An 11,890-nucleotide genomic window follows, 5' to 3' on the forward strand; every position below is an offset into this window, starting at 1 on the left:
TTTTTTTGTAGGGTTTAAGATTAATTTTTGATCGAAAGCACATTGGCCTCAGGCTTTGCCCGAGGCCAATGTTATTTAAAAAGGTTAAGTTTTTTTGCAGAAGAGTTGTTTCTTTCGGGATTAAAAAGCTTTTTGAAATTTATTTTTTGTCAACATTACTTTGAATGGCGTAAGGTGCATATTTTTCCTGGCTTTTTGAGTCAAGTGTCTGATCAAAATAGGCAGTTGCAGAATAATCATCCATAAACATGTGATCCGCACCAATACATTCAATCAGTTTCCATTTGTTCAATACATCGCGGATAGGTCCTTTTGTTCCGGAAATGCATACGTCTATTTCGTTTGTTCTCCAGGTTTGTATCCATTCATAAAGTGCGTGAGCTCCAGTACTGTCGATACTTGTTACACTTTCCATATTGAATACGATCATTTTGGTTTGGTTCTTCCTTTCCGAGAGCCATTGGTTCATTTTATCCCTGATAAATTCCACATTGGCAAAATAAATGGGTCCGTCAATTCTGACGATAAGGAGGTTTTTATTGATTTCCAGGTCATTGAACCTGCGTATATTGCGGTATATTTTTGTCCCTGGAACGCGGCCCAATTGAGCCATATGCGGTCTGGAAGCCCTGTAAATCACCACCAGTAAGGATAAAATCATACCTGTAATGATTCCTGTTTCGATTCCCAAGGTTAAAGTAATCAGGAAGGTAGCAATAAGCATGGCGAAATCGGTCTTGTCTTTTTTCCATAGTTCAAAAGGCTCCTTTAAGTCTATCAATCCCGCAACCGCTACCAATACCACCGCCGCTAAAATTGCTGAGGGCAGGTAATAAAACAGTCCGGTGAAGAACAACAATGTCAACAGGATTAAAATGGCACTGATGACGGAAGCCATGGTGGTTTTTGCCCCTGCCTGGTTGTTTACAGCGGTCCTGGAAAACCCTCCTGTGACGGGATAACCGTTAAAAAAAGCAGCCCCAAAATTGGCCATTCCCAATGCCATCAACTCCTGATTGGCATCTAGCTTGTAATTTTTATGTTTTGCCTGTATGGTTTTTGCCACAGCAAAACTTTCTGCAAACCCCACCAATGATATGGTAAGTGCTATGGGCAGGAGGGTAGACCAACCATTGATGTCGAAGGAAGGGAAGGACAAGGTAGGGAGACCACTGGGCACTTCTCCGACAATTTTCACCCCCCTTTCTGTTAAGCCAAATCCCCAAACCAGCAAAATACCTGCAATTACAGCAATCAAGGGCGCCGGAAGAGCAGGATGAATTCTTTTTCCAAATTTAATGATCAGTATTCCCAATAGGCCAATGCCCAGGGTGAGCCAATGGGTATCCCCAATGTTTTGAGCAATGGCCAACGCCATTTCCTGGATATGCTCGCTATTGGGCAGGTTGATTTTGAAGAGATGTTTGATCTGGCTCAGGCCAATGATGATAGCGGCAGCGGAAGTAAAACCGTTGATCACCGGATGGGAAAGGAAATTCACCACAAAACCCAGACGGAAAGCACCCATAATAAATTGAATCAATCCTACCAGAAATGCCAGTGTAAGTGCATACAGGAGGTATTCAGCAGGAGAACTGGGTCCCAGGCTGCTGATTCCGGCCGCAGTCAATAGGGAAACCATGGCCACCGGTCCGACTGCCAGCTGCCTGGAGCTACCAAAAATAGCATACAAAATCAATGGCACTGTAACGGCGTACAAACCATGTATGGGCTCCAGTCCTGCAAGCATGGCATAGGCCATTCCCTGGGGAATAAGCATGATGCCTACTGTAATCCCAGCAGACAAGTCACCCTTCAGGTAGTCTTTATTGTAATCGGGAAGCCATTGTAGAAAGGGTAAATATTTTTTCAGGTCCATTAGTATCTTAATTTTTATATATCAACTTACCGTTTTGAAACACAGGATTGTTCAAATAAATGAAATACAAATGTGACCCGATTTTTTGCTAAAATAAGTGATTTTTATCACCGGAATGGCTTGGCTTAACCAACTTCGATTTTGATATCCCTTTTCAAATACTTTGACAGAGTATCTGAAAACCTCTGTGCTTCCCAGATTTCAAGGGTTACATTTTCAACTGAAAAAACCTGAATCTGAAGCTGGTTTTTTTGTGGAAGGCAATAGATGTTTTGCACCCATTGGTTTTTAGTCTTGTCCAGCCCAATAGCAATCCTTAAAATGCCCGCAAGTAACCTGACCTGATCCTTTTGTACAGCGGACAACTTTTTAAAACGTTTGTGCCTTTTTTTTGGTCCTTTTTTTCTGTGGTATCTTGCCAGGTGGCCCAGCACAAGGATTTCTTCATTGGTGAAACCTCTCAGCTGACTGTTGTTGATAATATACCTGGAGTGCTTATGAAAATCCTGAAATTTAATAAACAAACCAACATCGTAAATTAAAGCTGCATGGTACAGCATGCTTCGTTCCTGGTCTCCAGCTTGATGGAGGTGTTTGAGCTGGTCAAATAACTGAAGGGCCAGACCGGAGACATGTTTTTTGGCTTCCAACTCGGTTTCATACCTATTGGCGAGCCAAAAACAACTCTTCTCTTTCAAATTCTTTCCTTGATTTTCCTCCCCTATTGGTAGTTTTTGCTTTTCGATGTGATGGATGATCATTCCTTCCCGCAAGGAGGCATCCGAGATGGTTAAGCTTTTGACATTGGCTATTTGGAGCAACTCTACCAAAAGTGTGGCACCCAGATGGATTGCATCGGTTCGGTTGGCACTTATTCCAGGTATTTCCCCTCGTTTTTCCGGAGGTAATTCCAATAGCTTGTCACGGAGTTTGATAAGATCTGCCAGTTGCACTTCTTCGGCATTGACACTTTCGGGAGAAGGATTGTCCTTTTTTTCCAAACAGGCTTCTGCCAATGACCTGATGGTACCAGAAGTCCCGACCACCCGGTCAAAACCTGTTTCCAGGGCCTTTTCCATGATTTTTGTTGCGGCTTGCCGGATTTGGGATTTCAATGCTTCCTGCTCCTCCTCATTCAGAGCGTTTTGGTGACCTATTTTGTCCAATAAACGCAACACACCCAATTTCATAGAATGCCCAAATAAAACCTGGTTTTTATCTCCTACTACCGCTTCTGTGCTCCCGCCTCCTATATCCAGTACCAGAATTTTTTCCTTTTTGATGGAAATGGCCTCTTTTACGGCCAGAAAAATAAGTTTGGCCTCTTCTTTTCCCGAGATAAGTTTTGGGGATACGCCCGCTTCATGAATCAGTCTGTCTAAAAACTCCCTGCCATTTTTTGCTTCCCGTGTGGCACTTGTTGCAGACACAATGATGTCGTCTACTCCATATTGATCTGCGAGTTGTACATATCTTTTGATGGTAGCCACACCGTCTTCCATAGCCTTTGGGCTCAGTAAATTATTGGCAAAAACACCAACCCCAAGTTTGACCATGCTTTTTTCCTGCATTAAAATGTCAAAGTGATTCCCGGACCTGATCTTCACGATGATCATGTGGATACTGTTCGTACCGATATCTATAGCTGCGAGGTTCATGTCAGGGATATTATTTCCAAAATTCTCTGTTCATTAAAGCGATGTGGCTTATGGATATTCCCTGAGGACATTCCACCTCGCATGCCCCGGTATTGGAGCAGGCTCCAAAACCAAGTTGGTCCATCGTTTCCACCATGTTTTTGATCCGTTTTTTATGCTCGATTTTTCCCTGAGGCAATTGAAAAAGATGGCTTATTTTGGCTGCGGTAAACAAGGCAGCACTGCCGTTTTTACAGGACGCTACACAGGCTCCGCAGCCGATGCAGGATGCGGCATCAAAAGCCTGTTCTATGGTATCGCTATCAATCAGGGTTTGATTGGCTTCTGGTGCCTGGCCGTTATTTACCGAAATATAACCACCAGATGCAATGATTTTATCCAAGGCTTGCCTGTCTATCTTTAAGTCCTTTTTGACGGGGAAAGGCCCGGCGCGGAAAGGTTCTACGTGTATGGTCTCTCCTTCCCTGAATGAGCGCATGTGTAATTGGCAGGTACTGGTATGTTCAATAGGACCATGTGCCCTGCCATTGATAAACAGACAACACTGTCCACATATCCCTTCCCGACAATCGTAATCAAATGAAATGGGGTTTTCTCCTCTAAGGATGAGGGTTTCATTCAGCTGATCCAGCATTTCAAGAAATGAAGTATCGGGCGATATTTTTTTAACCTCATAATCTACCATTTTACCCTTCGATTGGGGATTGTCCTGACGCCAAATTTTAAGCTTAAAATCCATTATTTGTAACTCCTTTCTGTGGGCTTTGTAAATTCAAACTGTAAAGGTTCTTTTATCAGCACGGGGGTATCTTCATTTTTTTTCCAGCAGGAAATGTAACTGAAATCACTATCATTTCTTTTTGCTTCCCCATCCGGAGTTTGGTGTTCCTCCCTAAAATGAGCCCCGCAGGACTCTTCCCTGCTCAGCGCATCAATACACATCAATTCACCGATTTCCAGGTAATCCGCTACCCTCCCGGCTTTTTCCAATTCTTCATTAATACCCTGAAGGACCTGGGGTATTTTCAATTCCTGGAAGAAGGATTTCCTCAACACCCGGATAGATTCTATGGCTTCTGTCAATCCTTTGGCTGACCTGGATAGACCGCATTTGTCATAGAGTATCTTACCCAACTCCCGGTGAAAATGGTCCACTGTCTTGCTACCGTTTATTCCGGACAATTCTTCCAGCTGTGATCGCACCTGGTTTTCGGCGTTCATAAATGCTTCTGAACTTGATTCGGGTGGTGTAGCTTTGCCCTGCTGTGCCAGATATTGAGGTAATGTCTGAGGCAGTATATAATACCCATCTATGCAAGCTTGCAGCAAAGAATTGGCACCAAGCCGGTTGGCGCCGTGGTCTGAAAAGTTAGCTTCTCCTATAGCGTATAATCCAGGTATATTGGTGCTAAGTTCATAATCTACCCATAGCCCCCCCATGGAGAAATGTGCCGCCGGGGAAATCATCATGGGTTGTTGATAGGCATTGATACCCGTGATTTTTTCGTACATATTGAATAAATTGCCGTATTTTTTGCTGATAATATCTTTTCCCTGAGTAGCGATGGCATCTTTAAAATCCAGGTAAACGGCATTTTTCAGGGGACCTACCCCATGCCCTGCATCAATTCGCTCTTTGGCAGCTCTGGAGGCAATATCCCTTGGGGCCAGGTTGCCATAGGAGGGGTACTTTCTTTCCAGGTAATAATCCCTGTCTTCCTCTGGTATCTCAATGGCTTTTCTGTTTTCATTCTTGGTTTGTGGCACCCATATCCTGCCGTCGTTCCTTAAGGACTCTGACATGAGGGTAAGTTTAGATTGGTAGTTTCCTGCCTGGGGAAGACAGGTGGGGTGTATTTGGGTCCAGCTGGGACAAGATGTCCATGCTCCTTTCTTGTGTGCACGCCAAATGGCAGAACCATTGCAGCCCATAGCCAGCGTGGACAGGTAATAGATTTTACCAAATCCACCGGTGGCCAGTACTACTGCATGTGCTGCATGTCTGCTGATTTCTCCATTGTCCATGTTTCGCACAATAATTCCCTTTGCCACTCCATTCTCCGTGACCAGGTCCAACATTTCATGGCGGGTAAAACTTTTTATCCTGCCCAAATGAACCTGTCGCATCATGGCCTGGTAGGCCCCCAGAAGAAGTTGCTGGCCTGTTTGTCCTCTGGCATAAAAAGTTCTGCTTACTTGAACACCACCAAAGGAGCGATTTGCCAGGTATCCGCTGTATTCTCTGGCAAATGGGACTCCCTGGGCGACTGCCTGGTCGATCAGGTGGGAAGAACATTCTGCCAGCCGGTATACATTGGCTTCCCGGGCCCGGAAATCACCTCCTTTTAAAGTATCATAAAACATTCTGTAAACACTGTCTCCATCATTTTTATAATTTTTCATCGCATTAACCCCTCCTTGTGCAGCCACGGAATGGGCCCTTCTAGGAGAATCCTGAAAACAAAAAGTGGAGACATTATATCCCAGTTCGGCAAGGCTGGCAGCAGCTGATGCTCCTGAAAGACCTGTGCCCACTACAAGAATCTTGTATTGGTGCCTGTTGTTTGGACTGATCAGGCGTGTTTTGTCCTTGAAGTTGGACCACTTGTCCTTCAAGTCGCCTTCCGGTATTTTTGCGTTGGGAGTAGTGGCCGTGTCGGTAGTGTAATACATTAAAAATGTTTTAGCTATTTGTATTACCCTAATAATAATAAATTTTCCCGATTGTTCCCAATGGTTGAGATAGGGAGTTGATTAGGCATTGTAATACTTGTCACCAAAATTCAGGTAGGGTATACCTATATTTGTTCGTTGAGAATAAAAGTCAGGTTGATAAATTTCACGAATTAATTTGTTTATTACTGGGTTTAATAGCGATAAAGAGGGGGCTTGTGTAAGTCTCCTCTTTTCAAAAAATGGAATTTTATTTCACCTGATTTCAGATTGGATAACAACTGGAAAGAATATTCGTGTGAAAACCTTATGACTACCTGGACTGTCTAGCTAAAGATTTAAATAATATGGGAAAGTACATCCGCATTATTTCCGATGCCTATTATGGGTATTTCAATTACCTGATGAACGAAATCATGTATCCCTCCTGGACCAACTACTTCTGGTGGCTGGTAGGGCTTTCCTTGGTGGTTTGGCTACTTGAATTGGTTTTTCCCTGGAGGAAATCACAGCCTGCTCTCAGAAAAGACTTTTGGTTGGATGGCTTTTACATGTTTTTTAATTTCTTTCTGTTTTCCCTGATTGCTTACAATGCCATTTCCAACGTAGCGGTGGAGGCCTTTAATGATTTTCTTGGGCTTTTTGGTATCAGTAACCTGGTAGCAATTGAAGTGAGTTCCTGGCCGAAATGGGCACAATTTGTTTTGTTATTTGTTGTGGCGGATTTTATCCAATGGAATGTTCACCGCATGCTCCACCGGGTGCCGGCACTATGGGAATTCCATAAGGTGCACCATTCTGTAGAGCAAATGGGCTTTGCGGCGCATCTGCGATTCCATTGGATGGAAACCATTGTTTACAAGAGTGCGCAATACATACCCCTGGCCATGATAGGCTTTGGCCTGATAGACTTTTTTCTGGTACATATTTTCGCAACGGCCATAGGACACCTGAATCATGCGAACCTGAGGATCACTTATGGCCCGTTGAAATATGTCCTGAACAACCCCATCATGCATATCTGGCATCATTCCAAAAAGCTGCCCGAAGGATCGTATGGGGTGAATTATGGGCTGACCTTAAGTGTCTGGGATTATTTGTTTGGAACAGCATACATTCCACATGAAGGAAGGGATATTCCCCTGGGCTTTGATGGCATGGAAACATTTCCCAAAACTTTTTGGCAACAGATCACCTATCCTTACAGGAAGAAAAAGTAATTGGAGAAATTGATGTGATGGAATATTATCTTTCGGATGGAGAACCCACCATACTGGCCAATGCAGCCTGGGCACATCCCGATAAAAGAGCCAATTGGGATGAATCAAAAATTTCATTTTCAGATTTCCTGGAGAAAGACCCCGATTGGCCAGCAAAATTTCACGTATGGAAACTGGACTGGACGGAGGATCATATCAAGTTGTATTTGGATGATGAACTGCTCAATGAAGTGGACCTTCAGAAGACGGTAAATCCTGATGGTTTCAATCCGTTTCACCAGCCCCACTATATACTATTAAACCTGGCCATAGGTGGGAATGGTGGGGATCCATCAGGCACATTATTCCCCAAACAGTATGTTGTGGATTATGTCAGGGTTTATCAGGCGGATTAGGTTTTCCTGATTCAAAGGTTAATTTAATGCGGATTTAAACCGAAATTTTTAAGACGAGCAACAAATGATAAGTTATTTAGTCTGAAAGGGTTGAAGCGGCATGGTCCAGTTGGTAATGAGCCTGCAAAAGATCTCCGCCAAAATCGTTTTGCAAATCCCGAATGACAGTATGCACATGATTCGCATTGTTTTGAATATTGTCATATTCAATGATGAGGTCAGCACCTTGTATCCTGTAATAATGCGGTTCCCCTACCTGGTTTATTTCACTGCCTGCCCAGGCAAATGAGAAAGAATCCCAACCTATGCGGTTGATTCTGTCCATGAGCTTTTTCAGGTATTCAGCGGTATTTCGAGAAAGATAAACCTGTACCAGGTTTTTAAATAAAGTTTGTTGTTCTGTATTCAGGGAACTAAAAGAAAGCCCTTTTGGCTCCAGTTCCGATGCCTTGCGGTCATTGGAGGTGATAATGTCAAAAGGAGCCTCGTTGCTGAATTTAGCGATTTTTTTTTGGGACTCAGTAAGGGATGCAAGCAAGGCAAAACCCTGATTGGTCTCCTCTGCCAAAACCTGCCTGTCCATCTGGGGTCCTGAAAGTACAATGCCCGGATTAGCCCCCATAAAGGAGGGTGTGGTGGAGACCAGGGTGCCTTTCGATGAAGAGAAATTGAGCGATAGGTGGTGACCCTCAAGTCGCCATCCCCAATCATTGGATTTATCCGGTGAACCAAAAATGCTAAAATGATAGTTTAAAGGATCCCGGTAACTGTCATCTGAAGGCCGGTTTTCTACTTCCCTCAATACGTTTTCAAGTTCAATTATGGCTTCTGCCCTTGTTTTTCCTGCTTCCCCCAGCGAAGCGCGCATCAGGGTAAGGGCAGCTGCTTTTTGTTGTTCATTGAAGTCGTGAAAGGTGGGGCCTTTTCTTTCTCTGGGCACAAAATGCCAGTTAAACCTTTCTTGGTGATCAAAAGGGAAACAGGCCTGATTTTTAAGTTCCTTGTCCAGACTTTGGATAAAGTCCGTTGCCAAAGGAGCTAAATGCTGCCCGTAACCAGGCGACATGGCCAATAGGGTCAAAAGCAGTACAAGAGAGCACTTGAGGAGAGGAATCATGGGACTGTGATTATTTGGTGAACTTTAAGGTATAGCACAACGATCAATTGCTTTTGTTCCAATAAATTTTAAGGTTTTTGGTAGCTCTTCCCGATGCAATGATTTCAGGTTTGCCATCTCCATTCAAATCCGCTACTTTGAGGTCTTCGCAAGCCATTCCGTTTTTATCTACCCAATGTGCTTTCCAGGAATGGTCAGGACCTGTATAAAAAAGTTTGATGCCTAAATCCCCTGAATCGTTTGGTTCTCTCCATCCAATAATAATCTGATCTTCTCCCTGCTCAAGTAAATCGCCTGTAGCCAATCCATGTCCCTGATTCATGTCGGAAGTAAGTTCTTTCCGCATCAGGTTATCTCTGGTAAATTTGTCATCATTCGGAAGATATACCGATAGGGTAGGGCCATGGAAAGGCTCAACCCCGGTGAGGAAGGGATGTCCGGATGCATTTTTGCCAATGCGGATTTCTCCAAAGCCATGATCGTCAACCAACCAGGTACCATTTGGGTGGGCCTGCCATTCATTATTGGCATAATGAAAGGCTTTGACACCTTCCTTGCCACCTATATAAAGTGATTCCCCCGCTTTCTCATTGGGAGAGATTTCCAGATTATGGGTAATGTGCATGGACTGATCGATGACCCAATGCTTCCAGTCAAGGCCTTTTTCGTCTTGCATTTCATAGCCGATTACCTTCACACCCGCTCCTTCTCCACCCGAATTTCCCCTGCCATGTAATGGAAGCATGACCAAATGAAAAAGGCCTTTATCCGCTTTTATCCAGCGCATGCGGTGTACAGTCGGCTCATGGTGAAGTTTTACAGGTTCCCATTTTTGGGTCGGATCCGTGGGCCTTATCAGGTAATGAACGGATCCGGAAAGACTGTCATCTGAGGTTTCGCCGGGATTCCATTGGGCACCCACAGCCACCTCCACTTTTCCATCTCCATTGATATCCCGGGCAGCAATGCATACATTATCATTAGGAGTGAGGTTTTCTACCATGACAAACCTTTTCCAGTCCCCATTTCTATACCAAACAAACTCCTTCTTGTCGGCCAGTAGAATATCCGGTTTGCCGTCTCCATCAACATCGCCAATGGCAAGGCCATAGCCAATTTCAATTTGATTATCCAGGGTTTGCTCCTCAAAGATGGGGTTGGGATCCTGGCTGAACAGTACTGATGCTACTAAAATGAAAGGCAGGTATATCATGGGTTTTGATTGGGTTTTGCTTTCTCTAAATTTAATCAAAAAAATGATACATGCCTAATCAGCTGCTGCTAAAAGGATTAAACCACCGATTGACCTGATTTCAGAAATAAATGTATGGCTTCGGAAACCTCCACTTTTCCCCCCAGTATTTCAAAAGCTTGTGATCCCTGTAAGGATGTGTCCAGCATGTGGATCAAAACAGCAGCTACATCGGCCCTCGATATTTCTCCTTTTGAATTCAATACAGCTGCCACTTTTATTTTTCCGGTATATGGTCCGTCTGTTAATTTACCCGGTCTGACAATAGCATATGGAAGGCCCGATGCTTTTAAATACTCGTCAGCCTTTTTTTTGGCCATTAGGTAATGCTGCATAGGTTCATCTGCCTTTTCGGCGTTTTCTGCCCCTCTGGAACTCAGTATAACGAATTTTTTTACCTGGTTTTTAAGAGCAAGGTCTATGCTTTTAATCGCACCCAACTCATCCACCAATTTGGTTTTGTCTTTCCCGGTTTTGGAGCCTGATCCGGCGGCAAATATTACCTTGTCAATACCTGTAAATGCCTGGCTAAAATCCTTTTCCAAATCTCCCATAACGGTTTTTATACCCTTTTCCTCAAAAAACGACTGCTGAGATTTTTCCCGAATCATGGCAATAGGAGTATACTCCGGATGGGAAGATAATTGCTCAACCAGTAATCGACCAGTTTTGCCATTTGCACCAATAATCAATATTTTTTCCATAATAATTTAAATTTGTTTCTCAGATTCACCCAAAAATTGTTCCAGTCAACAAAAAAAATTATTAAAAAACCTTAAAATTGATTTTTCCAAGCCCGGATGCAAAAAATGATTACAGCCTAAGCAACAAACCTAACATGATTTTTCTCATGGAAGGCTCTGCATGTGCCGCTGCCTTCAAGACATCCTGAAGACTGATTTTTTTTATATTTCCGGGTGTTCCCAGATCAGTAATAGCCGTGATGGCAAACACTTTCATGTCAGAATGAACAGCTACGATCACTTCTGGTACGGTACTCATGCCTACCGCATCCGCACCAATGCTGCTCAGGTATTTGTATTCAGCCGGGGTTTCCAGGTTAGGGCCCTGTACCCCGGCGTATACTCCCTGATGCAAAGCAATTCCCTTTTCTTTTGCAATTTCTAGTGCCCACAGGATAAATTCAGGGCAATATGCCTGGCTCATATCCGGAAACCTGTCTCCGAAGCCAGCTACATTGGCTCCCCGGAGCGGATTTTCAGGAAACAAATCAATGTGGTCATTGATGACCATTACATCCCCTATTTTATGTTGTAGGTTTAGGCCACCTGAAGCATTGGAAATGAGTAGTTGCCTGATGCCCAATTTTTTCATGACCCGAATGGGGAAAGTAACTTCTTTCATGGAGTAGCCTTCATAATAATGAAAGCGGCCTTTCATGGCCAGGATATTTTTACCACCAAGATTCCCCAGAATTAGCTTTCCATGGTGGGATTCTACTGTGGAAATAGGGAAGTAGGGGATGTCTTCGTAAGGGATTTCGAGTTTAACGTCAATGTCATTGATCAGGCTTCCAAGCCCCGTGCCGAGAATAATTCCGGTTTCAGGTTCTGTTTTCAACAGCCCTTGCAGGTGAAGGACTGCATGATCGATTTTTTCTGTATATGCTATCTCAGGTTCTTTTCGCATGATCGGCTGGCTAAGAAAATTATTTCCCGTAAATGTGAAATGGTAG

Annotated in this window: 10 protein-coding genes; 2 read left to right on the top strand and 8 right to left on the bottom strand. The window is 43.7% G+C overall.

The genetic code is table 11. The features are described from left to right. Window positions 1-139: 139 nt before the first annotated feature. The 4 genes from G9Q97_RS14425 to G9Q97_RS14440 all read right to left on the bottom strand — a co-directional run bounded on the left by G9Q97_RS14425 (window position 140) and on the right by G9Q97_RS14440 (window position 6,210). On the bottom strand, window positions 140-1,879 hold the full coding sequence (locus tag G9Q97_RS14425) for a SulP family inorganic anion transporter (protein WP_166147988.1): 1,740 nt from the start codon (window positions 1,877-1,879) through the stop codon (window positions 140-142). A gap of 125 nt (window positions 1,880-2,004) precedes the next feature. Further along, entirely contained in the window at window positions 2,005-3,537 is a 1,533-nt protein-coding gene (locus G9Q97_RS14430; protein ID WP_166147989.1) for a Ppx/GppA phosphatase family protein, read from the bottom strand. Between the two features lie 10 nt (window positions 3,538-3,547). Further along, window positions 3,548-4,276 carry a succinate dehydrogenase/fumarate reductase iron-sulfur subunit gene (locus G9Q97_RS14435; RefSeq protein ID WP_166147991.1) on the bottom strand — a complete coding sequence of 243 codons (729 nt, stop codon included), beginning with the start codon at window positions 4,274-4,276 and terminating at the stop codon, window positions 3,548-3,550. Then, window positions 4,276-6,210, bottom strand: a complete 1,935-nt coding sequence (locus G9Q97_RS14440) for a fumarate reductase/succinate dehydrogenase flavoprotein subunit (RefSeq protein ID WP_166147993.1) — start codon at window positions 6,208-6,210, stop codon at window positions 4,276-4,278. The genes G9Q97_RS14435 and G9Q97_RS14440 overlap by 1 nt, the downstream gene beginning before the upstream one ends. A 347-nt stretch (window positions 6,211-6,557) precedes the next feature. Here G9Q97_RS14440 and G9Q97_RS14445 point away from each other — a divergent pair, with 347 nt between their 5' ends. Beyond that, a complete protein-coding gene (locus G9Q97_RS14445; RefSeq protein WP_166147994.1) occupies window positions 6,558-7,430 on the top strand; it encodes a sterol desaturase family protein in 873 nt (290 codons plus the stop codon). After that, complete coding sequence (locus G9Q97_RS14450) at window positions 7,391-7,825, top strand: glycoside hydrolase family 16 protein (RefSeq protein ID WP_317168761.1); 435 nt, start codon at window positions 7,391-7,393, stop codon at window positions 7,823-7,825. Before G9Q97_RS14445 ends, G9Q97_RS14450 begins: the two co-directional genes overlap by 40 nt. A gap of 76 nt (window positions 7,826-7,901) precedes the next feature. Here G9Q97_RS14450 and G9Q97_RS14455 read toward each other — a convergent pair whose 3' ends face one another. The 4 genes from G9Q97_RS14455 to G9Q97_RS14470 all read right to left on the bottom strand — a co-directional run bounded on the left by G9Q97_RS14455 (window position 7,902) and on the right by G9Q97_RS14470 (window position 11,844). After that, window positions 7,902-8,942, bottom strand: a complete 1,041-nt coding sequence (locus G9Q97_RS14455) for a DUF3500 domain-containing protein (protein WP_246255676.1) — start codon at window positions 8,940-8,942, stop codon at window positions 7,902-7,904. A 43-nt stretch (window positions 8,943-8,985) separates the two neighbouring features. After that, window positions 8,986-10,155: an FG-GAP and VCBS repeat-containing protein gene (locus tag G9Q97_RS14460; protein ID WP_166147996.1), complete on the bottom strand. Its 1,170-nt coding sequence runs from the start codon at window positions 10,153-10,155 to the stop codon at window positions 8,986-8,988. Window positions 10,156-10,232: 77 nt separating this feature from the next. Continuing rightward, window positions 10,233-10,898 (bottom strand): SDR family oxidoreductase, encoded by a 666-nt coding sequence (locus G9Q97_RS14465; RefSeq protein WP_166147998.1) that lies wholly within the window; start codon window positions 10,896-10,898, stop codon window positions 10,233-10,235. A 109-nt stretch (window positions 10,899-11,007) separates the two neighbouring features. Beyond that, window positions 11,008-11,844 (bottom strand): purine-nucleoside phosphorylase, encoded by an 837-nt coding sequence (locus G9Q97_RS14470; protein ID WP_166148000.1) that lies wholly within the window; start codon window positions 11,842-11,844, stop codon window positions 11,008-11,010. Window positions 11,845-11,890 lie beyond the last annotated feature (46 nt).

Origin of the sequence: Cyclobacterium plantarum (genome assembly GCF_011290685.1) — a bacterium.
Taxonomy (GTDB): Bacteria; Bacteroidota; Bacteroidia; order Cytophagales; family Cyclobacteriaceae; genus Cyclobacterium; species Cyclobacterium plantarum.